The sequence below is a fragment of the Streptosporangium sp. NPDC087985 genome, assembly GCF_044741965.1.
Classification (GTDB): Bacteria; Actinomycetota; Actinomycetes; order Streptosporangiales; family Streptosporangiaceae; genus Streptosporangium.
Genome location: NZ_JBIUTQ010000007.1, coordinates 176435 through 199656 on the forward strand (window position 1 = coordinate 176435; position 23222 = coordinate 199656).

Here is a 23222-nt window from a genome sequence, read left to right on the forward strand (position 1 = left end):
GAGTCTTATTGGGCTAGTGTCAGACCATTGAGTTATACGCGAGGATCTTTGTCAAGGGTGGAGGTGAGATTGGACGAGTCGCCGCGACTGACGACCGTGCTGCGGCCGGTACGTGCGGGAAACGCGTTCGAGGAGACCGTCGAACGCCTGCTCCAGGCGATCAAACTCGGTGTGGTGACCGAGAAGCTGCCGCCTGAGCGGGAGCTCGCGGTGCAGCTCGGGATCAGCCGGGTCACCCTGCGCGAGGCCATCCGCGCCCTTCAGGAGGCGGGCTACCTCACCGTACGGCGTGGCAGGTACGGCGGTGCCTTCGTCAGCTACACCCCGCCGCGTCCTTGCCGGGGAGATCTGCGCAGGGCCGTGACCGACATGGGGACCGACGACCTGGCCGACGCGCTCACCTTCCGGATGGCCGTGGAGTGCGGCGCCGCCCAGGTGCTGGCCACCGCGGAGCTGAACGGGGCGCAGCGCGCCACGCTGCGCCGGCGCCTGGACGAGGTCAATTCGGCCGGCCCCGACGACTACCGCCGTCTCGACACGGCCTTTCATCTGGCCATCGCCGAGCTGACCGGCTCCCCGCTGCTCGCCGCGGCCTGCGCGGACGCCAGGCTGCGGGTCACCGACCTGCTCAACGCGATCCCGGTGCTCCAGCGCAACATCGAGCACGCCGCCACCCAGCACGAGGCGATCGTCACGGCTGTCCTGGCCGGTGACCCCGACGCCGCGCGGCGCGCGGTGGCCGAGCATCTCGAGGGCACCGCAGCCCTGCTGAGAGGGTTCCTCGCATAATCTGGTGAATCAGTGGGGGATCTGTTAAGGCACCGAATCGTGGACGCAGGGCGGCTTCCGCTGTTCTGTTTCTTCGTCGCGCTGATCGTCGCCTTCGTGTTCACCCGGATCAACGTCCGGCTCATCCGCGCCAAGATCGGCTGGTTCCGCAACGTCAGCGCCGGTGAGATGCACATCCACCACGTGGTGTTCGGCGTGGTGCTCACCCTGCTCGGCGGGGTGTCGGGCCTGATCGTGTCGGGTATCTCGCAGAGCTGGTACGCCGTGACGGCGGCTGTCTTCGGCGTCGGCGCCGCCCTGATCCTGGACGAGTTCGCACTGATCCTGCATCTGCGCGACGTCTACTGGGAGGAGGAGGGCCGGACGTCGGTCGACGCCGTGTTCGTCGCGGTCGCGATCACCGCCCTGCTCCTGCTCGGCCTGCGCCCGCTCGGCTGGGAGGCCTCCTACGGCACGCCGCCGGGAACGTGGTTCGCGGCCGGTGTCATCGTGGTCAACCTCGTGCTCGCGGTGGTCACCCTGCTCAAGGGCAAGATCTGGACCGGTCTGGCAGGTCTGTTCATCCCGCCTCTGCTGATCCCCGGCGCATTCCGGCTGGCCCGCCCGGGATCGCCCTGGGCCCACTGGTTCATGGCACCCCACGCCCGGCGTCCCCGGCCCCGGAAGATGGCCAGGGCCGAAGGCCGGGAGGAGCGCTGGCGCCGTCCGGTGATCCGCGCCAAGATCGCGTTCCAGGAGTTCGTCTCGGGCCGCCACGACCTCCCCTCCACCCGCCGCAGGGCCCACCACTGAGCGGAAGCCGGGCGGCGGCATCGGGAACCGCCGGCTGGTGGCGCATCCGGTGTCGGAAGTGACCACTTCTGTCAGTACCGTCGCGAGGCGACTCGCGTTGTACGGCTCGCCGATCGGGTGAAGCGGGAGGCGGGGCGGAGAGGCCGGTTGCGGAGAAATCACGAATGATCATGGTGCAAAATCGCTAAAATTTCATGGGTAAAAACACGATCGATCACGGACGCGGGTGATGAATCCCATGGTGGAGATAGTGCCCCGGGCGCTGGAACGGAAGCTGGCCGAATACGTCGAGGACTTCCGGGTGGTGGTGGTCAACGGTCCTCGGCAGGCGGGGAAGACGACTCTCCTCCGGCTTCACCTCCGCGGCCGCAGGGGAGAGTTCAGAACCCTTGACGACCCGGAGATGCTTCTGGCCGCTCTCGCCGATCCCGTCGCCTTCGCGGCTGATGCTCCTCGCCCCCTCTGCATCGACGAGGTGCAGAGGGCAGGGGATCCTCTGGTGCGGGCCGTGAAGATGGTCGTCGATGAGAACTGGGATGCCGGAAGCTTCATCCTGTCCGGCTCGACACGTTTTCTCACCGTTCCGACCTTGTCGGAATCGCTCGCCGGACGTGCCGCGATCCTGGAGTTGTGGCCCCTCAGCATGTCCGAGCGGACGCGATCCTTCACCAACTTCGTCGACCAGGTGTTCTCTGATCCAGAGGCCCTCCGGGGAGGGGTGTCTCCGTGGGCGCGGCATGACTATTTTCAGGTCATCGCCAGAGGTGGATACCCGGAGGCCTTGCGGATGCGTTCCGAGAGCACCCGTCGGGGTTGGTACGACAGCTACCTCGAAACCGTGGTGAAACGGGACCTTCTTGAGTTCGTCCAGATTCAGCAGGCCCGTTCGATCCCCGATCTTCTCGCACTCCTGGCCGCGCGTGCCGGTAGCACGCTGGTTCTCGCTGATCTCGCTCGATCGCTGGGCGGGTTGAGCGTCGACACGGTGCGTAACTACCTGTCCTACCTCGAAACAGTATTTCTGGTCGGGCATGTCCCCGCGTGGTCCACCAACCTGACCTCGAAGATCGCGAAGGCCCCCAAGTCCTATCTCACTGATTCGGGACTGGCCGCGCACCTTCTTGACGCCACGCCTGCCACCTTCGCCAACCCGGTCAACCGTGTGTTGGGCGGGATGACCGAGACCTTTGTCTACACGGAACTGATGAAAGCACTTTCGGTTTCGAGCACCTCGGCATCCCTGCACCACTTCCGTGAGCACAACGATCGCGAGATCGACTTCGTGCTTGAGACGAGGGACGGCCGGGTGGTGGCGATCGAGGTGAAGGCGAGCTCGTCACCGCCTCGGGACGCGACCGCCAACCTCCGTTGGATGCGTGACAGACTCGGAGACCGGTTCGCCGGTGGCTATCTGCTCTATCTCGGTGAGCACACGCTCTCCCATGGAGATCGCATCACTGCCATTCCGCTGTCCGTGCTCTGGGGGCATGCTGTCCTTAGCGGTCGCCAGCCGTAGGAGGGACTCGGTCTCGCCGCCACCCGGTTCCTGCTGCCTACGTAGATCCGAGCTCGCGGTCTGTGCCTCCGCACGCAAATTCGTGCGGAGCGTAACGGGATAGTTCGGTCAACCGGTCCTGCCGACCGGTTGGCCGTCCAGGAAATCGGGCATCCCGGCCTGTGCGAAGCCTCTCCTTCGTCTGGGAGTGCCCGCCGGGCACTCGCCGCGTCCGGTCTCCGGTCCAGTCCGTGCGGGATGGGGGCCAGGGTAAGGATTGGACGGGCAGTCGGAAAAAGGGCATCTCGGACCTACTATCCGGGATGCCCTCTTCCTCGGTAGCCTCCGAGTGACAGTATGAATGTGTTCATTCATTCCCGATGGGGAGGTTTCGGTTATGACCGGCAGCCGGATCGTGCGCGCGCCACGCGGCACCACGCTCACCGCCAAGGGATGGCCACAAGAGGCGGCGCTCCGCATGATCCAGAACAACCTGGATCCCGAGGTGGCCGAGCACCCGGAGCAGCTCGTCGTCTACGGCGGCTCGGGCAAGGCCGCGCGTGACTGGCGTTCCTTCGACGCGATCACCCGCACCCTGACAACGCTGGAGGGAGACGAGACGCTGCTGGTGCAGTCCGGCCGTCCCGTCGGGGTGTTCCGCACGCACGAGTGGGCGCCCCGGGTGCTCATCGCCAACTCCAACCTCGTGCCCGACTGGGCGAACTGGGAGGAGTTCCGCCGCCTGGAGGCCGCGGGCCTGACGATGTACGGGCAGATGACCGCCGGTTCCTGGATCTACATCGGCACCCAGGGCATCCTGCAGGGAACCTACGAGACCTTCGCGGCCGTCGCGGCCAAGCGGTTCGGCGGCACGCTGGCCGGGACGATCACGCTGACCGCCGGGCTCGGCGGCATGGGCGGCGCCCAGCCGCTCGCCGTGACCATGAACGACGGTGTGGCGATCTGCGTCGACTGCGACCCCAGGTCGATCGACCGGCGGATCGAGCACCGCTACCTGGACGTGAAGGCCAAGGACCTCGACGAGGCGCTGCGCCTGGCCTACGAGGCCCGTGACCAGCGCAGGCCGCTGAGCATCGGTGTCGAGGCCAACGCGGCCGAGGCCGTGCCCGAGCTGCTCCGCCGGGGGGCGGAGATCGACATCGTCACCGACCAGACATCGGCGCACGACCCGCTGATGTACCTGCCGATCGGCGTGGCCTTCGAGGACATGGCCGCCGAGCGGGAGAAGGACCCGGCCGGCTTCACCCGGAAGGCGCGCGAGGCCATGGCCAGGCACGTCGAGGCCATGGTCGGTTTCCAGGACGCGGGTGCCGAGGTCTTCGACTACGGCAACTCGATCCGGGGCGAGGCGCAGCTCGCCGGCTACGCCCGGGCCTTTGACTTCCCCGGATTCGTGCCCGCCTACATCCGGCCGCTGTTCTGCGAGGGCAAGGGCCCGTTCCGCTGGGCGGCGCTGTCCGGATCCGCCCAGGACATCGCCAAGACCGACAGGGCCATCCTGGAGCTTTTCCCGGACAACGAGCCGCTGGCCCGATGGATCCGGATGGCCCAGGATCGGGTCCACTTCCAGGGCCTGCCCGCGCGGATCTGCTGGCTCGGGTACGGCGAGCGCCATCTGGCCGGGGAGCGGTTCAACGACATGGTGGCCTCCGGTGAGATCGAGGCCCCGCTGGTGATCGGCCGCGACCACCTCGACTGCGGTTCGGTCGCCTCGCCGTACCGGGAGACCGAGGGCATGGCCGACGGCTCCGACGCGATCGCCGACTGGCCGCTGCTCAACGCCATGCTCAATGTGGCCTCCGGTGCCGCCTGGGTCTCCATCCACCACGGCGGCGGCGTCGGCATCGGCCGCTCCATCCACGCCGGCCAGGTCACCGTCGCCGACGGGACCAGGCTCGGCGCGGAGAAGCTCAACCGGGTCCTCACCAACGACCCCGGTATGGGTGTGATCCGCCACGTCGACGCCGGCTACGACGGAGCCGTCACCGTCGCGGAGGAGCGCGGCGTCCGCGTTCCGATGCGGGAGCGGTAGACCGGCGGGCGCGCCCCGGGGGTGTTCCCGGTGCGTGCCCGCCGGGTGTCCCCCCGGCGGAAACCGGGCCGGGAACGCCTGCCCGGCGGAAACCAGGGGGCCGGGAACGTCGGCGCGCCTTCCGGGAAAACCGGGCCGGGGAATGCCCGTGCGCGGCCGGGTGGTTGGAGGGAACGTGGGTGACGGACTCGATCGACTTCTGGAAGGCCGGCGGCTGTCGCCCGTGCAGCGGCGGATCGCCCGCTACCTCGGCGACCACCTGAACGAGGCGATCTTCCTGTCCAGCGTGGAGCTGGCCGAGAGGGCCGGGGTGAGCCAGCCGTCGGTGACCAGGTTCGCCATGGTGCTGGGCTTCGCCGGATACCCCGAGCTGCGGCAGGCGCTGCGGCCCTTCGTGGTGGGCGAGCCGGGCCCGGCCGGGGCCAATGACCTGCAGACGGCCATTGACGTGGAGATCGCCAACCTGCGGAGCGTGCGGGAGGGCCTGGCCGACCCGTCACGCGTCGCCGGGCTGGGGGCCGCCCTGGCCGCCTGCGAGCCGCTGCCGGTGCTCGGGCTGCGGGTCTCCAGCGGGCTGGCCACCACGTTCGCCTACTTCGCGCGCCGCATCCATCCCGACGTCCGCCTGATGGTCCACGGCGGCTCCGAGCTGGCCGACGGCCTGCACGCCGCGCGGCGGGCGGGAGCCGGCTGGCTGGTCGCGGTGATCCTGCCCCGCTACCCGGTCGAGGCCGTACAGACCCTGAAGAACGCCAGGGAGCTGGGCCTGCGGACCGCGGTGATCACCGACCGGCCGGACGTGCCGTTCGAGGCCGATGTGATCCTGGACGCCCCGGTCGGCGAGCGGCTGGTGTTCGACTCGCACGCGGCGCCGCTCGCCCTGGCCATGGTGCTGGTGGAGGCCATGGCGGACGCGGCGCCGCTGCGGACCCAGGCCCGGCTGGAGGACCACGAACGGATGATCCAGCGGACCGGGGTCTTCGTCGACTGACGGCGTGGCCCCTTTCGGAGGGGGCCGCCGTCCGTCCCGGCTATCCGGCCAGCTTCCGCAGGGAGCGGACCGACCAGGTCAGGGTGAGGACGCCCAGGACCAGGAAGAGACCGAAGGCCACCGGGATCGTGCCGTTGGAGAAGTCGCCGGCGAACAGCGCCCGGCCCGCCTCGACCGCGTAGTAGAGCGGGTTGAACTTCGCGACCGCCTGCATCCACTCCGGTCCGAGCGAGATCGGCAGCATCAGGCCGGAGAGCAGCATCAGCGGCAGCAGGAAGAACTGCACGATCTGCGACATGCCGTTCTCGTCGCGGATCGCCAGCGCGAGGCCGTACGACAGGTTCGAGGCGAACAGGCCGGTGACGGCCATGAGCAGCAGCATGAGGCCCATCGCGGCCGCACCGACCCGCAGGCCCATCAGCGCGGCCACCCCGAGGATCACCAGCGACTGCAGGACCAGCATGATCATGTCTTTGGCCACCCGGCCGAGGATGATCGCGGGCCGCCACGCCTGGCTGACCGCGAGCCGCTCCAGCACCCCGTTGCGGGTCTCGTTGATCATGCCGAAACCGGTGAACATCGAGCCGAACAGGGCGATCATCACCAGCGCGGCGGGGGTGAACACGACCAGCGCCTCGCCCAGCGTCCCGCCCCTGGTCAGGCTGGTCAGCAGCGGGGCGAACAGCAGCAGGTAGAGGACGGGCTGCATGATGCCGAGGAGCGGCCAGGCCGGGTTGCGGCGCAGGTTGCCGAGTTCGTACCCCAGGAACAGCATGGTGTGTCTGAACATTGGGATCTCCGGAGGTCAGGCGGCGTCGCGCAGGGAGCGGCCGGTGTGCTTGAGGAAGACGTCGTCGAGCGTGGCCCGTTCGAGGGAGACCGAGCGGATGGCCAGCCGCTCGCCCTCCAGGGCGCGCAGCAGGGCGGGCAGGTCGTGCTCGCCGTCGTCGAGGTAGGCGCGCAGGCTCTCGCCCTCCTCCCGCGTCTCCCTGATGTACGGCTGCGCGGCCAGCAGCTTCCGGGCGGCCCCCAGGTCGTCCAGCCTGAGCGTGACGACGTCGCCCGCCACCTCCTTCTTGAGATCGCCGGGGGTGCCCTCGGCGACGATCAGGCCATGGTCGATGATGACCAGCCGGTCGCAGAGCGCGTCGGCCTCGTCGAGGTAGTGGGTGGTCAGCAGGACGCTCGTGCCCGCGTCGCGCAGCGCGCGGATCTCGTCCCAGAGGTTGGCGCGGTTCTGCGGGTCGAGGCCGGTGGTGGGCTCGTCCAGGAAGATCAGCGGGGGCCGGTTCACCAGGCCGACGGCCAGGGCGAACCGCCGCTTCTGCCCACCGGAGAGCGTCCGGGCCGGGCGCCTGGCGATCTCGGTCAGGCTGAAGGTCTCCAGCAGCTCCCCGGCGCGGGCCAGCGCGTCCCGGCGGGTCATCCCCGCGAGGCGGGCGGCCAGGACCAGGGTCTCCAGGCCGGGGGCGTTGTCGTCCACGCCACCGGCCTGGCTGACGTAGCCGATCTTCTCCCGGACCTTCGCCGCGTCCTGGACCACGTCGTACCCGGCCACCCGGGCGGTCCCTGCGGTGGGGACGGTGAAGGTGGCCAGCATCCGGACGGTGGTCGTCTTGCCCGCGCCGTTCGGGCCGAGGGCGGCGAAGATCTCACCCTCACCGACGCTCAGGTCGATGCCCCGGACGGCCTCGACCTCCTCCGTTCTGCCCCGCCCGCGTTTGGCGGTGAAGGTCTTGCGCAGGCCGTGCGCTTCAATGATCATGATTCTCCGTTTCGGGGGTGTTCCGGGAAAGCGGGGTGTTCCGGGAAGACGGTGACGCCCCCGGGTGTCACCCGGAGAGACTGAACCCTCCCGCTGGTGGAGGGTCAACCGGTTTTCAGGGGAGCTCGCCCTTTTCGATCTTCTCGGTGGCCTCCTCCACCCAGGTCAGCTGGGCCTGGAGCTGGAGGATGTTGAGCCGCAGGCACTCGTCGATGTGCCGGGGGGCACCGAAGGCCTGCTTGCCGCCCATGGCCCGCCGGACCATCTCCACGGAGAACCGGAGTTGCGCGGCCCGGGCCTCCATCGCCGACTTCAGCTCGGCCACGGGCAGCCGGTCCATGAAGGTCAGCGCCACCTGGAACGGGTCGACGATCGGCTTGATCTCCCACCAGTTGCTCAGCAGGAGCCGAGAGAACTCCGACCGGCCGATCTCGGTGATCGCGTAGACGGTCTTGCCGCCCTTGCCCTCCTCCACCCGTTCCAGCAGGCCCTCGTCGGCCATCTTGCCCAGGCCGTGGTAGATCGAGCCGTAGGCCACGTTGGCCCAGTGGTGGGTGCCCATGAGTTCGAGGCGGCGCCGTACCTCGTAGCCGTGCAGCGGGCCGTCGAGCAGCACGCCGAGCAGCAGGACGCGAGTGGAGGACATATTCAAATTTGTATTCAAGTTTGTATATGGTGTCAACCATGCGAGAGATCAGACGTGACGGCGACGGTGCCCTGCTGGGATTCCTGCGGCCGGTGGGCGGTGTGTGGGAGCCGCTCACCGTGTTCGGCTACCCGCTGGGGGAGCCGCGCCCCGAGGAGGCCGCCTCCGACGAGGTCCATCGGTCGGGGCTGGAGGTGCTGATGCGGCCGTGGGAGTTCCTGGAGGACGGCGAGTGGTACCGGTGCGTGATCCTGGAGGCCGCCGGGGAGGAGGTCAGAATCCAGCCGAACGACCACCGCTACCCGCACAACGTCTACGCCCTGACCTTGGAGCGCCCGGGACCCGCCACCTTCCGCCCGCAGTAGGGGCCGGAGCCGCCGGGGGGGTCACACCGGGCTTGGGGCCCGTGGGGCCGCCGGGGGAGCGCGGAAGCCCCCCGTCGGCCCGGAGTAGGGTGAATCGCATGTCCGTACGCCCGACCGCACTGGTCACCGGAGCTTCCCGAGGGGTCGGGGCCGCGATCGCACACGCCCTCGCCCCCACCCATGACCTGCTGCTCGGCGGCCGGGACGCCGAGGCGCTGGCCAAGATCTGCGCTGGCCTGCCCAACGCCCAGCCCTGGCCGGTGGAGCTCACCGCCGTCACCGAGGCCGACGTCGCCGGGATCGACCGGCTCGACGTGCTGGTGCACAGCGCCGGCGTGGTGACCCTGGGGCGGATCGCCGAGACCCCCGCCGAGGTCTGGCGGCGGACGATGGAGATCAACGTGATCGCGGTGGCCGAGCTGACCCGGCTGCTGCTGCCCGCGCTGCGCGCGGCCCACGGCCAGGTGGTGCTGATCAACTCGGGGGCGGGACAGCGGGCCAACCCGAACTGGGGCTCCTACGCGGCCAGCAAGTTCGCGCTGCGCGCCTTCGCCGACGCGTTGCGGCTGGAGGAGCCCGGCCTCCGGGTGACCACGGTCTACCCGGGACGGGTGGACACCGACATGCAGCGCGGGGTGCGGGCACAGGAGAGCGGGGCCTACGAGCCGGAGAAATACCTGGCCCCGGAGTCGGTGGCCCGGGCGGTTGTCGCGGCCGTGACGGCCTCTCCCGATGCTCACATCACCGACATCACCGTCCGCCCGGCGGCGGGATCCGCAAACTGAAAGAGATTCGGGCTCGCCAATGAATGACTCCATTCACATAATGGAGGGGTGTTCGACGAAATGTGGGGTGCCATCGCGCACCTCGGACGCGACAGCCGGACCCGGGGCTACCTCCGTGACGCCTGGTCGCCCGCCGATCTGGAGCTGCGGCAGTGGTTCGGTCAGGAGGCCGCCCGGCGCGGCCTCGATCTAAGAGAGGACCGCAATGGCAACCTGTGGGCCTGGTGGGGTGATCCGTCGGACAGGCCGGGCGTCGTCACGGGCAGCCACCTGGACTCGGTACGGCAGGGCGGCGCCTTCGACGGCCCCCTCGGCGTCGTGTCCGCCTTCGCCGCCCTCGACACGCTGCGAGCCAGGGGCTTCGAGCCCGCCCGTCCGCTGGGAGTGGCCTGTTTCACCGACGAGGAGGGCGCCAGGTTCGGTGTCCCCTGCATGGGCTCCCGGCTGCTCACCGGCGCACTCGACCCCGACCGGGCGCGCGGGCTGACCGACGACGAGGGCGACTCGATGGCCGAGGTGCTGCGCGGGGCCGGGCGCGACCCCGGCGAGCTCGGCCGTGATGACGAGACTCTCGGTCACGTCGGCGTCTTCGTGGAGCTCCACGTCGAGCAGGGGCAGGACCTGGTCCACCGGGGTGCGCCGGTCGGCGTGGCCGCCGCCATCTGGCCGCACGGCCGCTGGCGCTTCGACTTCCACGGCCAGGCCAACCACGCGGGCACCACCCGGCTGGAAGACCGCGACGACCCGATGCTGCCCTTTGCCAGGACGGTGCTGCACGCCCGTCAGGCCGCCGAGCGGCGCGGCGTGGTGGCCACCTTCGGCAGGCTCCGCGTGTCGCCCAACAACGCCAACGCCATCCCCGGGCTGGTCAGCGCCTGGCTGGACGCCAGGGGCGGCGACGAGGAGGAGGTCCGGGCGCTGGTCGCCGAGCTCGCCGAGTTCTCCAGGGCCGAAATCAGCGCCGAGTCGTGGACCCCCGTCGTCGACTTCGACGAGATCCTGAGGGAGCGGATCGCCGCGGCCCTGGGGGGAGCACCCGTCCTGGCGACCGGGGCCGGCCACGACGCCGGGATCCTCGCGTCCGCCGGTGTGCCCAGTGCGATGGTGTTCGTCCGCAATCCAACGGGAATCTCTCACTCCCCGGACGAACACGCCGAGATGTCTGACTGCCACGCGGGCGTTGCCGCCCTCGCGACCATTCTGGAGGAGCTGTGCCGGAGCTGAACTACTGGTGTGAGCTCGCCTGGCTGCCGCCCGGTGAGGTCGTCGCGGGGGTGCTCGTCCGGGTCGAGGGCTCCCGGATCGCGGAGATCACCCCGGGCATGGCCGATCCGCCGGCGGGAGCCGTCCGGCTCGCCGGCCTGACCGTTCCAGGACTGGCCAACGCGCACTCCCACGCCTTCCACCGGGCCCTGCGAGGGGTGACACAGCGGGAGAAGGGCAGCTTCTGGACCTGGCGCGAGCAGATGTACGGCGTGGCCGCGACGCTGAACCCCGACTCCTACCTCAGGCTGGCCAGGGCCACGTTCGCCGAGATGGCACTGGCCGGGATCACCGCCGTCGGGGAGTTCCACTACCTTCACCACGGGCCGGGCGGTACCCCGTACGACGATCCGAACGTCATGGGCCACGCGCTCGTCCAGGCCGCGCGGGACGCCGGCCTGCGTATCGCGCTGCTGGACGCCTGTTACCTGAGCGGTGGCTTCGGTGCTCCGCTGGTCGGCACCCAGCTCCGTTTCGGCGACGGTGACGCCGACAGGTGGGCCGTACGGGTCGAGGCCCTCGCCGACACCTACCGGGGGGTGGAGGACGTGGAGATCGGCGTGGCCGTCCACTCGGTCCGCGCGGTCCCCTGCGAGCAGATGCCGACCGTCAGCAGGTTCTCCCACCACCACGCCTTCCCTATCCACGTCCACGTGTCCGAGCAGCGCGCGGAGAACGCCGCCTGCGTGGAGATGTACGCCGCCGGCCCGGTCCGGGTGCTGGCCGAGCACGACGTGCTCGGCCCCCGCGCCACCGCGGTGCACGCGACACACCTGTCCGACTCCGACATCGCGCTGCTCGGCCAGTCGAGCACCCATGTCTGCATGTGCCCGACGACCGAGCGCGACCTGGCCGACGGCATCGGCCCTGCCAGGGCGCTGTTCGAGGCGGGCGCGCCGATCACCCTCGGTTCCGACAGCCACGCGGTCATCGACCTGTTCGAGGAGGCCCGCGCGGTCGAGCTGGACGAGCGGCTGGTCACCGAGCAGCGCGGCCACTGGACGGCCGCCGAGCTGCTCCAGGCCGCGACCGCCGCGGGGCACGCCTCCCTGGGCTTCCCCGACGCGGGCATGCTCGTACCGGGTGCGTGGGCAGACCTGGTGTCCGTACGGCTGGATTCGGTCCGCACGGCGGGTGCGTCCCACAGCGGCGCCCCGGAGATGGTGGTCTTCGCCGCGACGGCCGCGGACGTGCACTCGGTGGTCTCGGGTGGACGCCGGGTCGTCGCCGAGGGCAGGCACGTCCTCGGCGACGTGGGCGCGCTGCTCGGCGAGGCGATCGCCGAGGCACGAGGAGAGAAGGAGTGAGCGAGCGGTGAGTGTGCTCTTTGACCGGATCGGGCTGCTCTATACCGGTGATCCGGAGCGGGAGGAGATCGAGGACGCCGCTCTGGTGGTCGAGGACGGCCAGGTGGTGTGGGCCGGAGCCGCGGGTGAGGATCCCGGCGCCGACGAACGCGTGGACGTGGACGGGCGCTGTGTGATCCCCGGTTTCGTGGACAGCCATGCTCATCTGGTCTTCGGCGGAGACCGTACGGCCGAGTTCACCGCCCGCATGTCGGGGGAGCCCTACACCGCCGGAGGCATCCGCACCACGGTCGCGGCGACCCGAGCGGCCACCGGCACCCTCCTGGCGGACAGGACGGCCGCGCTGGTCGCCGAGATGCTCGCCCAGGGGACCACCACGGTCGAGATCAAGAGCGGCTACGGCCTGACGGTCGAGGACGAGCGCAGGTCCCTGGAGATCGCCCGGCGGTTCACCGAGGAGACCACCTACCTGGGCGCGCACGTCGTGCCGCCGGACGCGTCCTCGGCCGACGACTACGTCCGCACGGTCACCGGGGAGATGCTGGAGGCCTGCGCGCCGTACGCCAGGTGGGTGGACGTGTTCTGCGAGCGCGGCGCGTTCGACGCCGACCAGACCAGGGAGATCCTGCTCGCCGGGATCAAGGCCGGGCTGCTGCCCCGGATCCACGCCAACCAGCTCGGCAACGGCCCGGGCGCGCGGATCGCCGCCGAGGTGGGTGCCGCGTCGGCCGACCACTGCACCCACCTGACCGACGACGACGTCTCGGCGCTGTCCTCGGCCGGGGTGGTGGCCACCCTGCTGCCCGGCGCGGAGTTCTCCACCCGCTCGCCGTACCCGGACGCGCGCCGCCTGCTGGACGCGGGAGTGACCGTCGCGCTGGCCACCGACTGCAATCCCGGCTCGTCCTTCACCTCGTCCATGCCGTTCTGCCTGGCGCTGGCGGTCCGTGAGATGCGGATGACGCCCTTGGAGGCGATCAGGGCCGCCACGTACGGCGGAGCCCGGGCGCTGCGCCGCGACGACGTCGGCACGCTGAGGGTGGGGGCCCGCGGTGATCTGGTGATCCTGGACGCTCCCTCCTACGTCCATCTGGCCTACCGGCCGGGTGTGCCTCTGGTGGCCCAGGTCTGGAGGGAGGGCCGCCGCCTGGTTTGAAACCCCGCCGGCTGGGAAGACCGAAATGCCTGTGACGTTACGTTCGGAGACATCCTCCTTGAGGAGGAAATTCAAACCGTTCTTCGGGCGTACTTCTTTAGGGAATCTTTGCGCTGATCCGAACGTTGGTCAGGTAAGCAACATGTCCGCGGGCACGGGGCCTTGGGCGAGCGTGCGGACATGCCATAAGCAGGCGGAGCGAGGTGCCATCGGATGGCAAGGCCGACGGGGAATCGGACGCAGGATCAGCAGGTCTCTGATCGGGACCTGCTGGGAACCTACCTGGCTGAGATCGGGCGGGTCCCCCTGCTCACCGCGGAGGGAGAGGTCGAACTCGCCAAGCGGATCGAGGCGGGCCTCTTCGCGGAGCAGTTACTGGACGGCGGGCTGGCGGAGCCGCGGATCGCGGACGCCGCCGATGAGGAACTCGAACGACTGGCTGTTTCGGGGCAGCGGGCCAAAGATGAATTCATCCAGGCCAATCTACGTCTTGTGGTGGCGGTCGCGCGCAAATACTCCGGAAGGGGAATGCCGCTGATCGATCTGGTTCAGGAAGGAAATCTGGGCCTGGTGCGGGCGGTCGAGAAATTCGATTACCGGCGTGGCTACAAGTTCTCCACATACGCCACCTGGTGGATCCGCCAGTCCGTGGGTCGCGCGATCCACGAGCAGGCCCGGCCGGTCCGGCTGCCCACCCACGCGGGTGAGCAGATGACCCGGCTGATGCGGGTCCGGCGCGACATGCTGGCCGAGCTCGACCAGGAGCCGACGGACGCCGACCTGGCCGCGGTGCTGGAACTGCCGATCGAGCGGGTCCGCGAGCTACGTCGCTGGGCATCCGACCCCGTCTCCCTCCAGCTCGGCGTGGGCGACGAGGACGAGACCGAGCTCGGCGACATGATCGCCGACGAGACGTGGGCCGATCCCGAGCAGCAGGCCATGGACATCCTGGAGCGCGAGCACCTGGAGCAGTGGCTTACCGGGCTGGAGGGACAGACCCGCGAGATGCTCCGCTGGCGTTACGGCCTGATGGACGGCCGCGAGCACACGCTGACCGAGGTCGGTGAGCGCTACGGCATCGGCCGCGACCGCGCCCGGCGCATCGAGCGCGACGCCCTGGCCCGTCTCCGGAAGATGGCCACGGCCGCCTGATTCCCGGCTCACCCGGGCCGTGCCTTCCGAGCCCTGCCCGACTTCGGGCGGGGCTCAGGTCGGTTCGCGCTGCGGTGGCCGGCCGGAACACCCGGCCACCACAGCGCGAACCGACCGGACACGACTCAATCTTCAAGGGACACAGCGCCGGCCGTAACCGCCTAAGGCTTGGCGTACTTCTCCAGGTCGTCGAGGATCTTTCCGGCGGCGGTGACGCCGATGCCGGTCATCCAGGTCTCATCGTCCACGTTGTGGGCCCTGCCGTCCTTGACCGGCGGCAGGTTCTTCCAGAGGGGGCCTCCGGTGACGGCGGCCTGGCTCTGTGCCGCCTGGGCACCGTAGGCGCTGTAGAAGAGCACGTCGCCGTCCGCCTGGGAGATGTTCTCCTGGCTCAGCTCGCCGAACCGCCGGTCCTGGGCGTCCGCCAGCTGCTGCGGTTCGGGACGGCCGAAACCGGCGTCGCCGACGACGATGCCGCTGAACGACTCGGGGCCGTACATCCGGATCTGGGCGGGCATGAAACGCACGATGCTGACCCTGACCGCGTCGGAGCCGCCCAGGGACCGTGCACGGGCCTGGTAGTCGGCGAGAAGTTTCTCCGCCTCCGCCTTCTTTCCAAGCGCGTCGGCGTCGAGGAGGAGGTTCTCCTTCCACGTGGTCCCGACCTTCTCGGTGAACACGGTGGGCGCGATCTGCTTGAGCTTGTCGTAGAACTGCTCCTGCCGGAACTTCGTGCCGAGGATCAGATCCGGCTTGAGCGCGGAGATGGCCTCCAGGTTGAGTGCCTGGAGGGTGCCGACCGGTTGGGTGGCGTCCAGCGCGGATCCCAGGTATTTCGGCCATGTCTGGTTCTCGGCCGCCTGTGCGGCGCCGACCGGCGTGAGGCCCAGAGAGACCATGGTGTCGAGCTTGTCGGTGTCGAGCACGATGACCCGCTGGGGGGACTCGGGCACCTCCGTCTCGCCCATCGCGTGCTTGATCGTCCGGGTCGGGCCCTCGGCGGCCTGCTCGTCGCCGGAGGAACCACAGGCCGCCAGGGCGATGGTCGACAACAGGACGGCAGCCGCGGCCTTGGCCAGGCGGATGGTCATTGGACTCCCTCAAAATATTAGGTAAGGCATACCTAACCATAGTTGAGGTCATCTCGGGGTCAAGCGCCGCTCTGTCCGAAACCTCCTCGAAACACCGTGTGGCCGAGTTTCACAGAGGTGAAACACGCGAGGTCGCGACCTGAAACGGCAGGAGAAGACGCTGGGCGCAATGGCAGTGCGCGGCCGGTCGACGGAGCTCGGGAAGCGTTCACTGCGACGGTGAGAACGGCCACACGCCATTTGTAAGGGAGGGTCGCGTCGAATGAAGATCGATGGCGGCACCACTGCCTGGATGCTCACGGCCACTGCCCTGGTGCTGCTGATGACTCCTGGACTCGCGTTCTTCTACGGGGGCATGACCAGGGCCAAAAGTGTCCTCAACATGATGATGATGTCGTGGGTCAGCATCATCGTCGTGACGATCACCTGGGTTCTCTACGGCCACTCTCTGGCCTTCGACACCGCTGGGGACGGCTCGGGCATCGTCAACAAGCTCATCGGCGGTCTCGACAACATCGGGTTGACCAGGATGGTGGAGACCGCGACGAAGGCCGACGGCACGGGCATGCCGAGCCTGGTCTTCTCCGTGTTCCAGATGACCTTCGCGATCATCACGGTCGCCCTGATCAGCGGTGCGCTCGCCGACCGCGTCAAGTTCGGTGCCTGGGTCGTCTTCGCGATCGTCTGGGTGAGTGTCGTCTACTTCCCCGTCGCCCACTGGGTATGGGGCGGAGGCTGGCTGAGCAGCCTCGGCATCGAGGACTTCGCCGGAGGCACGGTCGTCCACATCAACGCCGGTGCCGCGGCCCTGGCGGTCGCGCTCGTGATCGGCAGACGGATCGGCTGGCGCAGGGAACCGATGCGGCCGCACAACCTCACGCTCGTCCTGCTCGGCGCCGGTCTGCTGTGGTTCGGCTGGTTCGGTTTCAACGCCGGCTCCGAGCTCGCCGTGGACGGGACCGCCGGTCTGGCGTTCATGAACACCCAGATCGCCGCCGCGGTCGCCGCCGGCGCGTGGCTCCTGGTCGAGAGGCTCCGGGACGGCCACGCCAGCAGTCTCGGCCTCGCCTCCGGTGCCGTCGCCGGCCTGGTCGCCATCACCCCGGCCTGTGGTTTCGTCGACCCCTGGGCGGCTTCTGTCATCGGCGCGCTGGCCGGTGTGGCCTGCGCCTACGCGGTCGGCCTGAAGTACAGGTTCGGCTACGACGACTCCCTGGACGTGGTCGGCGTGCACCTGGTCGGCGGTGTCGTCGGCGCGGTGGCACTCGGTGCCGTCGCGGCCTACCCGTCCGCCGGCGGTCAGGAGAAGGGCCTCCTCTACGGCGGCCCGATCTCCCAGCTCGGCGTGCAGGTGCTGGGCCCGGTCGCGGTGGGCCTGTACTCCTTCGCCGTCTCGTGGATCATCGCCAAGGTCATCGACAGGACGATGGGCTTCCGCGTCACCGGGGAACAGGAGATCGCGGGAATCGACATCACCACCCATGCCGAGACCGGTTACGACCTCGGCACCATCCACTCCTCCGGCGTGGCCTCCCCCAGTGGTCCGGCTGTCGCCCCGGTGTCCAGGAAGGTGGACGTATGAGACTCATCACCGCGGTCATCAAGCCCTTCAAGCTCGATGACGTGAAGGCGGCCCTGGAACAGTTCGGCGTCAGGGGCATGACGGTCAGCGAGGCCAGCGGGTACGGCCGCCAGCGCGGTCACACCGAGGTCTACCGGGGCGCCGAGTACCAGGTGGATCTGGTGCCCAAGGTCCGGCTTGAGGTGCTCACCGAGGAGGAGGACGCCGAGGACGTCATCGACGTCATCGTCAAGGCCGCGCAGACCGGCAAGATCGGTGATGGCAAGGTCTGGTCCGTTCCGGTGGACACGGTGATCCGGGTCCGCACCGGAGAGCGCGGACCCGAGGCGCTCTAGCCGGTGAGAGGCGACACCCGCTCGTACGCCGCGGCCCGTAAGGAACGGGCCGCGGACGTCGACCGGTGGCTGACGGACCTGCTCCGGGCCGCCTGCGGCACACCGTACGGGCGCGAAGGAAAGCACGGAAGTCTCGGCGCCCTCGGTGGCGTCGCGCTCGTCGCGGTGGGAAGCCTGGGCCGCGCGGAGCTCGCTCCGGGCAGTGACCTGGATCTGGTCCTGCTGCACAGTGGCCGGGACGACGTGGCTCGCATCGCCGACCGTGTCTGGTACCCCGTCTGGGACTCCGGCGTCGGTCTCGACCACTCGGTGCGGACAGTGGACGAGGCGGCCACGGTCGCCAGGGACGATCTCAAGGCGGTGCTCGGGCTGATCCAGGCCCGGCACGTGGCGGGGGACCCCGGCCTGACGCGCGCGGCGCGTGAGGCCGTGCTCTCCGAGTGGCGGGCCGATTGCAGGCGCCGCCTGGGCGAGCTGCGGGAGGCCTCGGACAAGCGCGCCGAGGCGGGCGGTGAGCTGTCGTTCCTGCTCGAACCCGATCTCAAGGACTCACACGGCGGGATCCGCGACGTGCAGGCGATGCAGGCCGTGGCCGTCGCCTGGGTCGCCTCGGCCCCGGGACCCCGGGTCCGGGAGGCCTACGAACTTCTGCTCGACGTGCGGCACGCCCTGCACCTGGTGACCGCTCGGAGAGCCGACCGGCTGGTTCTCCAGGAACAGGAAGCGGTCGCCGGAACGCTGGGTCTGCTCGATGCCGAGGCGCTGATGCGCAGGCTCGCCGAGGCGGGACGGACGGTCGCGCACGCCTCCGACGCCACCTGGCGCACCGTCGACCGGCTGCTGTCGGGTCCCTCTCCAAGAGGGCGCCGTCCGCTCGCGGACGGCGTCGTCGAGCACGGCGGGGAGGTCGTGCTCGCTCGCGGGGCCGATCCGCGGAAGGACCCCGTGCTCGTACTCCGCGCGGCCGCGGCCGCCGCCGAGGCGGGGCTGCCTCTCGCGCCCGCCACCGTGAACGCGCTGGCCGCCGGGTCTCCGCCGCTCCCGGTCCCGTGGCCGGACGAGGCGCGGGACGCGCTGGTCGCGCTGTTCGGCGCGGGGCGTGCGGCGGTGCCGGTCTGGGAGGAGCTGGACCAGGCGGGGGTGCCGGCGCGGCTCCTGCCCGACTGGGAGCGGGTACGGCACCGCCCGCAGCGCAACCCCGTGCACCGTTACACCGTGGACCGGCACCTGATCGAGACCGCAGCCGGGGCCGCCTCGTTCACCCGTGAGGTGTCCCGGCCCGACCTGTTGCTCATCTCCGCGCTCCTGCACGACATCGGCAAGGGCTGGCCCGGCGACCACTCGGCCACCGGTGCGGTGGTGGCCCGCGACATCGGCATCCGGATCGGCCTGCCCCCGGCGGACGTGGACACCCTGGAGACCGTGGTCCGCCACCACCTGCTGCTCCCCAAGACGGCGACCCGCCGCGACCTGGACGATCCGGTGACGATCTCCCAGGTGGCCGAGGCCGTCGGCTCACGCGAGGTCCTCGAACTGCTGGCCATGCTCGCTGTGGCCGACGGCAACGCGACCGGACCGGTTGCCTGGAACTCCTGGAAGGCCTCCCTGGTCGCCGACCTCGTCCGCCGGGTGCGCTCGGTCCTGTCCGGCACCCCGCTGCCGCCCGCGCCGGTGCTCTCGGCCGCACAGGCGTCCCTGGCCCGGCACGGTGGCGGTGCCGTACGCGTTCACGGGGGAGCGGTCACCGTGGTCGCCCCGGACAGGGCGGGGCTGTTGTGGCGCGCGGCCGGGGTGCTCGCCGCACACCGGATGGTGGTCCGCGCAGCCTCGGCCGCCTCGGCCGGATCCACGGCGGTCATCGAGTTCTCGGTCGTCCCCGAGTACGGCTCACCGCCCGACCCGGCGACGCTGGAGGCCGATCTGAGGCTGGTCCTGGCCGGTCGGCTCGACATCGAGCAACGGCTGGCCCGGAGGACCCGATCACTGCGCCCAACCCATGTACCGGTGGCTCCGCCGTGGGTTACGCTCGTGGATGACGCGTCCAACACGGCAACCGTCGTAGAAGTGCGCGCGCACGACCGTCCCGGTCTTCTGTGGCGGATCGGCAGAGTTTTCGGCGACTGCGGCCTTGACGTACGCGCCGCGCGTGTGGAGACTCTCGGCGCAGAGGTCGTGGATGTCTTCTATGTCGTGGACAACGCCGGACGTCCGCTGACTGATGAGGCCCAGCGAGCACAGGTGCGGGACCATGTGCTTGCCGCCTTACGGTAACCACAAGCAATCGTTCTCTCGTCACCTTCGTAACGATTACGCCCGGTTTGTCGGCTATGTCGATCGTGTCCCGTGACCTTGTGGTCTGATACTGACCACATATGTCGTGACGGTTAGGGGTAGCGAGAGCGGTGACGGCGACATCCGAGAGCGGCGGTGCTTCTGCACGCGACCGTGGCAAGCGGCCTGCCGCCCGGTTCGGTCTGCGGAACTGGCGTGTGCGGTCGCGTCTCACGGCCCTGATCCTGGTGCCGACCGCGGTGGGCGTCCTGCTCGCCGGCACCCGAGTGGTCGCCTCTGTCGACAGCGTGGCGGGCTACCAGCGGACCGCGTCAGCGGCCGAGTACTCCGGTGATATCCGCGACCTGGCCCAAGCTCTCGGTCTGGAACGCGACCGGAGCGCGTGGGCCTCGCTCCAGCCCTCGAATAAGGGGCTGAAGAACAGCGCCGAAGCGCAGCGGAAGACGGTTGACGCACTGGTCAGCAAGGTCCTGCTGGACCTGCAGGCGATCGACGAGTCCTACGGCGTCCGCGTGGCCAAGGCCGCCAAGGACGTGACCTACCAGCTCTCCGGCCTGAAGGCGCTGCGCCAGCTGCTCGGGACGACCCAGGCGGAACGGTACGCCTTCATGGTCGCCCCGCTGCTCCAGCTCCACGAGGAGCTCACGCTGGTCAGCGAGGACACGGAGATCACCGGCAATATGCGCGCGCTCAGCGCGCTGGCCTACGCCAAGGAGGAGGTCTCCAAGCAGCGGGCCCGCCTGCTGGCCGGCTACTACGCGCCTTCGCTGATCAACGCCCAGGAGATCGAGAAGTTCATCGCCTCCCGGTCGCGGGTGGAGGAGTACAAGGCGAACTTCAGCATCGAGGCGAGCCCGGAGAACGGCCAGCTCCTCGTCAAGGCCATGATCGACGAGAAGATCCACCGCGCCGAGCTGACCAAGGCCAGGGCCATCGTGCTCGCCAGCGACCCCCGCAACACGGGCCGCCTGCTCTCCAGCTTCAACCAGGTCAAGGAGTGGTTCTCGGACAACGGCGCGGTCGTGGACGCGATGAAGAAGGTCGAGACCAAGGTCGCCGGTGACGTGGTCACCCGGGCCCGTATGCTGGAGGACACCGAGCAGCGCAACGCGATCATCACGTCCGGGTTCATCCTGATCCTGCTGCTCCTGGTCCTCGGCCTGACCGTGCTGATCGCCCGCTCGATGGTCCTGCCGCTGCGCCGCCTGAGAGCCGAGGCGCTGGACGTCGCCGGATTCACGCTCCCCGAGGTCGTGCGCAAGCTCCGGGTCTCCGGAGACTCCCAGCCTCCCGACATCGCCCCCATCTCGGTCGACACCAAGGACGAGATCGGGGAGGTCGCGAAGGCCTTCGACGAGGTCCACCGGCAGGCCGTGCGGCTGGCCGCCGAGGAGTCCGAGCTCCGCTCCAACATCAGCGCGATGTTCGTCAACCTGTCGCGTCGTACCCAGACCCTGGTCGAGCGGCAGATTTCACTGATCGACGGCCTGGAGAAGGGAGAGGAGGACGGCGGCCGCCTGGCGGACCTGTTCAAGCTCGACCACCTCGCCACCCGCATGCGCCGCAACTCCGAGAACCTCCTGGTTCTCGCCGGGCACGAGCCGACCCGCAGGCGTAGCCAGCCGGCCAAGCTCGTCGACATCGTGCGTGCCTCGCTGTCGGAGGTCGAGGACTACGAGCGGGTGCAGATCAAGGTGCACCGCACGATCTCGGTCGCCGGAAGCTCCGCCAACGACATCGTCCACCTGGTGGCCGAGCTGGTGGAGAACGCCATCCAGTTCTCCCCCCGGGCCAGCCAGGTCGTGGTCTCCAGCAGCATGATCGAGGGCGGTGGCGCGCTGCTCGCGGTCAGCGACGCCGGCATCGGTATGACCACCGAGGAACTGATCGAGATCAACCGGCGCCTGGCTGACCCGCCCGTCGTCGACGTCTCGGTGTCGCGGCGGATGGGTCTGTTCGTGGTCGGCCGGCTGGCCCTGCGCCACGGCATCCGCGTCCAGCTCCGCCCGCAGGAGGCCGGCGGTCTCATCGCCATGGTCCTCTTCCCGCCGGAGCTCATTGTCGAGGCGGTCCAGCCGCCCATCACCCCATCGTGGGGCGCCGAGCCGCAGAGCCAGCAGCCTTCCGGCCAGGCCGCCCCGTTCGGTCAGAGCTCGTTCGGTCAGAGCTCGTTCGGCCAGGTCTCCGACGGCCAGGCCGCCCCGTTCGGCTCCACGTCGTTCGCGGGCGACAGCCCGGCCTTCGGCCGGCCGCAGGGCGAGCTCGGCGCTCCGGTGCCGGCGGGCGATTTTCCCCTCCCCAAGCGTCAGGTGCCGGGCACGAACGGTTCCGGGAGTGTTCCCGGTTCTGTCTTCTCCGCCTGGGGACAGGCCTCCGAGGACGACCCGGCGACCGCCTCGATGCCGGTCGTACGGGTCTCACCGCTCGAATCCGAGCAGGAGGAGTTCCTGCCGATCTTCGCCTCCATCGAGTCGGCCTGGTTCCGCCGGGCCGACGGCACGGATGGACACGGGGCCGACGGGCCCGCGCGGCGGGAGGACGCCCCGCAGCCCGCTCCGCCCGACCCCGTGGGTGAGGCGTCCATACCGGTGAACGGCCCGTCGATCCGCGAACCGGCAGGGGAGCGGATGCCGGCCCGTGAGCCGGACCACTGGCAGACCGCTGCCGACGCCGGATGGCAGGCGGCTCAAGCGGCGAGTGAGCCCGCCCTCGGCGGGCTCACCTCGGCGGGTCTGCCCAAGCGGACCCCCAAGGCCAATCTGGTGCCCGGCGCCGCGGCCAGCGTGCCGTCCAGCCCGATGCCGTCTTTCTCGCCTGAACGGGTCCGTAACCGTCTGTCGAGTTTCCAGCAGGGCGTACGGCGGGGCCGTGCCGAACTGAACGAGGACACCGCCAGGAGCCTGGCGGACAATGAGGAGGGCTCGTGACGACTCTCAGCCATGAGGCGCGTAAGTTCGACTGGCTGATCACCGAGTTCGTCCGTGGTACCCCCGGTGTCGCGCACGCGGTGTGCGTCTCCGCGGACGGACTGCGGATCGCCAGCTCGGAGGGATTCCCGGACGACCGGGCCGATCAGCTGGCTGCCGTCGCGGCCGGTCTGCTCAGCCTGACCGTGGGCGCGTCCCGCGTGTTCGAGGGCGGGGCCGTGACCCAGACGGTGGTCGAGATGGAGCGCGGCCTGATGCTGGTCATGGCGATCAGCGACGGTTCCGTGCTCGCGGTGCTGGCCTCTCCCGACTGCGACATGGGTCTGGTGGCCTACCAGATGACCTTGCTCGTCGACAGAGCGGGTCAGGTGCTCACCCCGGCCCTCCGGGCCGAACTGCAGACCTCCCGGGGGCGGTAGTGATCGAGTTCTCCGCA

20 protein-coding genes are annotated in these 23222 nt (G+C 69.7%); 16 read left to right on the plus strand and 4 right to left on the minus strand.

Annotation, left to right across the window (positions count from 1 at the left end; genetic code table 11):
- Positions 1-48 precede the first annotated feature (48 nt).
- From ACIN94_RS16975 to ACIN94_RS16995, 5 genes are all read left to right on the plus strand, one after another.
- Positions 49-789 carry a FadR/GntR family transcriptional regulator gene (locus tag ACIN94_RS16975; RefSeq protein WP_400706366.1) on the plus strand — a complete coding sequence of 247 codons (741 nt, stop codon included), beginning with the start codon at positions 49-51 and terminating at the stop codon, positions 787-789.
- Positions 790-828: 39 nt separating this feature from the next.
- Positions 829-1581 (plus strand): hypothetical protein, encoded by a 753-nt coding sequence (locus tag ACIN94_RS16980; protein WP_400706369.1) that lies wholly within the window; start codon positions 829-831, stop codon positions 1579-1581.
- 238 nt (positions 1582-1819) lie between these two features.
- Positions 1820-3097: an ATP-binding protein gene (locus ACIN94_RS16985; RefSeq protein ID WP_400706645.1), complete on the plus strand. Its 1278-nt coding sequence runs from the start codon at positions 1820-1822 to the stop codon at positions 3095-3097.
- A 376-nt stretch (positions 3098-3473) separates the two neighbouring features.
- Positions 3474-5129: a urocanate hydratase gene (gene hutU / locus ACIN94_RS16990; protein ID WP_400706372.1), complete on the plus strand. Its 1656-nt coding sequence runs from the start codon at positions 3474-3476 to the stop codon at positions 5127-5129.
- A 175-nt stretch (positions 5130-5304) separates the two neighbouring features.
- On the plus strand, positions 5305-6120 hold the full coding sequence (locus tag ACIN94_RS16995) for a MurR/RpiR family transcriptional regulator (protein WP_400706375.1): 816 nt from the start codon (positions 5305-5307) through the stop codon (positions 6118-6120).
- A gap of 40 nt (positions 6121-6160) precedes the next feature.
- On the opposite strand, the gene ACIN94_RS17000 is transcribed toward ACIN94_RS16995, so the two are convergent.
- The 3 genes from ACIN94_RS17000 to ACIN94_RS17010 all read right to left on the minus strand — a co-directional run bounded on the left by ACIN94_RS17000 (position 6161) and on the right by ACIN94_RS17010 (position 8531).
- On the minus strand, positions 6161-6910 hold the full coding sequence (locus tag ACIN94_RS17000) for an ABC transporter permease (RefSeq protein WP_400706378.1): 750 nt from the start codon (positions 6908-6910) through the stop codon (positions 6161-6163).
- A gap of 15 nt (positions 6911-6925) precedes the next feature.
- Complete coding sequence (locus tag ACIN94_RS17005) at positions 6926-7885, minus strand: ATP-binding cassette domain-containing protein (protein ID WP_400706381.1); 960 nt, start codon at positions 7883-7885, stop codon at positions 6926-6928.
- Positions 7886-8000: 115 nt separating this feature from the next.
- Positions 8001-8531, minus strand: coding sequence for a PadR family transcriptional regulator (locus tag ACIN94_RS17010; protein WP_400706384.1), 531 nt, complete (start codon positions 8529-8531; stop codon positions 8001-8003).
- A gap of 38 nt (positions 8532-8569) precedes the next feature.
- Here ACIN94_RS17010 and ACIN94_RS17015 point away from each other — a divergent pair, with 38 nt between their 5' ends.
- The 6 genes from ACIN94_RS17015 to ACIN94_RS17040 all read left to right on the plus strand — a co-directional run bounded on the left by ACIN94_RS17015 (position 8570) and on the right by ACIN94_RS17040 (position 14559).
- Entirely contained in the window at positions 8570-8896 is a 327-nt protein-coding gene (locus ACIN94_RS17015; protein WP_400706387.1) for a hypothetical protein, read from the plus strand.
- A gap of 98 nt (positions 8897-8994) precedes the next feature.
- Complete coding sequence (locus tag ACIN94_RS17020; protein ID WP_400706390.1) at positions 8995-9681, plus strand: SDR family oxidoreductase; 687 nt, start codon at positions 8995-8997, stop codon at positions 9679-9681.
- Between the two features lie 60 nt (positions 9682-9741).
- Positions 9742-10905 carry an allantoate amidohydrolase gene (locus tag ACIN94_RS17025; protein WP_400706648.1) on the plus strand — a complete coding sequence of 388 codons (1164 nt, stop codon included), beginning with the start codon at positions 9742-9744 and terminating at the stop codon, positions 10903-10905.
- Complete coding sequence (locus ACIN94_RS17030; protein ID WP_400706393.1) at positions 10893-12251, plus strand: formimidoylglutamate deiminase; 1359 nt, start codon at positions 10893-10895, stop codon at positions 12249-12251. The genes ACIN94_RS17025 and ACIN94_RS17030 overlap by 13 nt, the downstream gene beginning before the upstream one ends.
- 7 nt (positions 12252-12258) lie before the next feature.
- The gene (gene hutI / locus ACIN94_RS17035) at positions 12259-13407 is read left to right on the plus strand and encodes an imidazolonepropionase (RefSeq protein ID WP_400706396.1); all 1149 of its coding nucleotides are present in this window, start codon (positions 12259-12261) and stop codon (positions 13405-13407) included.
- A gap of 213 nt (positions 13408-13620) precedes the next feature.
- Positions 13621-14559: an RNA polymerase sigma factor RpoD/SigA gene (locus ACIN94_RS17040; protein WP_400706399.1), complete on the plus strand. Its 939-nt coding sequence runs from the start codon at positions 13621-13623 to the stop codon at positions 14557-14559.
- Positions 14560-14720: 161 nt separating this feature from the next.
- Here the strand turns inward: ACIN94_RS17040 and ACIN94_RS17045 are convergent, their stop codons facing one another.
- Entirely contained in the window at positions 14721-15650 is a 930-nt protein-coding gene (locus tag ACIN94_RS17045; protein WP_400706402.1) for an ABC transporter substrate-binding protein, read from the minus strand.
- 262 nt (positions 15651-15912) lie between these two features.
- On the opposite strand from ACIN94_RS17045, the gene ACIN94_RS17050 reads away from it, so the two are divergent.
- The 5 genes from ACIN94_RS17050 to ACIN94_RS17070 all read left to right on the plus strand — a co-directional run bounded on the left by ACIN94_RS17050 (position 15913) and on the right by ACIN94_RS17070 (position 23205).
- Positions 15913-17232: an ammonium transporter gene (locus ACIN94_RS17050; protein WP_400706405.1), complete on the plus strand. Its 1320-nt coding sequence runs from the start codon at positions 15913-15915 to the stop codon at positions 17230-17232.
- The gene (locus ACIN94_RS17055) at positions 17229-17567 is read left to right on the plus strand and encodes a P-II family nitrogen regulator (protein ID WP_400706408.1); all 339 of its coding nucleotides are present in this window, start codon (positions 17229-17231) and stop codon (positions 17565-17567) included. The genes ACIN94_RS17050 and ACIN94_RS17055 overlap by 4 nt, the downstream gene beginning before the upstream one ends.
- A 3-nt stretch (positions 17568-17570) precedes the next feature.
- Positions 17571-19838: a [protein-PII] uridylyltransferase gene (locus tag ACIN94_RS17060; RefSeq protein WP_400706411.1), complete on the plus strand. Its 2268-nt coding sequence runs from the start codon at positions 17571-17573 to the stop codon at positions 19836-19838.
- A 218-nt stretch (positions 19839-20056) separates the two neighbouring features.
- Complete coding sequence (locus ACIN94_RS17065) at positions 20057-22786, plus strand: nitrate- and nitrite sensing domain-containing protein (RefSeq protein ID WP_400706414.1); 2730 nt, start codon at positions 20057-20059, stop codon at positions 22784-22786.
- A complete protein-coding gene (locus tag ACIN94_RS17070) occupies positions 22783-23205 on the plus strand; it encodes a roadblock/LC7 domain-containing protein (protein WP_184756144.1) in 423 nt (140 codons plus the stop codon). The genes ACIN94_RS17065 and ACIN94_RS17070 overlap by 4 nt, the downstream gene beginning before the upstream one ends.
- Positions 23206-23222: the final 17 nt, after the last annotated feature.

Excerpts from the sequence above, each read along its gene's own strand:
- ACIN94_RS17000 (WP_400706378.1), bottom strand. The coding sequence starts at position 6,910 with ATGTTCAGACACACCATGCTGTTCCTGGGGTACGAACTCGGCAACCTG.
- ACIN94_RS17050 (WP_400706405.1), top strand. The coding sequence starts at position 15,913 with ATGAAGATCGATGGCGGCACCACTGCCTGGATGCTCACGGCCACTGCC.
- ACIN94_RS17040 (WP_400706399.1), top strand. The coding sequence starts at position 13,621 with ATGGCAAGGCCGACGGGGAATCGGACGCAGGATCAGCAGGTCTCTGAT.
- hutU (WP_400706372.1), top strand. The coding sequence starts at position 3,474 with ATGACCGGCAGCCGGATCGTGCGCGCGCCACGCGGCACCACGCTCACC.
- ACIN94_RS17005 (WP_400706381.1), bottom strand. The coding sequence starts at position 7,885 with ATGATCATTGAAGCGCACGGCCTGCGCAAGACCTTCACCGCCAAACGC.
- ACIN94_RS17020 (WP_400706390.1), top strand. The coding sequence starts at position 8,995 with ATGTCCGTACGCCCGACCGCACTGGTCACCGGAGCTTCCCGAGGGGTC.
- ACIN94_RS16985 (WP_400706645.1), top strand. The coding sequence starts at position 1,820 with ATGGTGGAGATAGTGCCCCGGGCGCTGGAACGGAAGCTGGCCGAATAC.
- ACIN94_RS17010 (WP_400706384.1), bottom strand. The coding sequence starts at position 8,531 with ATGTCCTCCACTCGCGTCCTGCTGCTCGGCGTGCTGCTCGACGGCCCG.
- ACIN94_RS17055 (WP_400706408.1), top strand. The coding sequence starts at position 17,229 with ATGAGACTCATCACCGCGGTCATCAAGCCCTTCAAGCTCGATGACGTG.
- ACIN94_RS17045 (WP_400706402.1), bottom strand. The coding sequence starts at position 15,650 with ATGACCATCCGCCTGGCCAAGGCCGCGGCTGCCGTCCTGTTGTCGACC.
- ACIN94_RS17025 (WP_400706648.1), top strand. The coding sequence starts at position 9,742 with ATGTGGGGTGCCATCGCGCACCTCGGACGCGACAGCCGGACCCGGGGC.
- ACIN94_RS17015 (WP_400706387.1), top strand. The coding sequence starts at position 8,570 with ATGCGAGAGATCAGACGTGACGGCGACGGTGCCCTGCTGGGATTCCTG.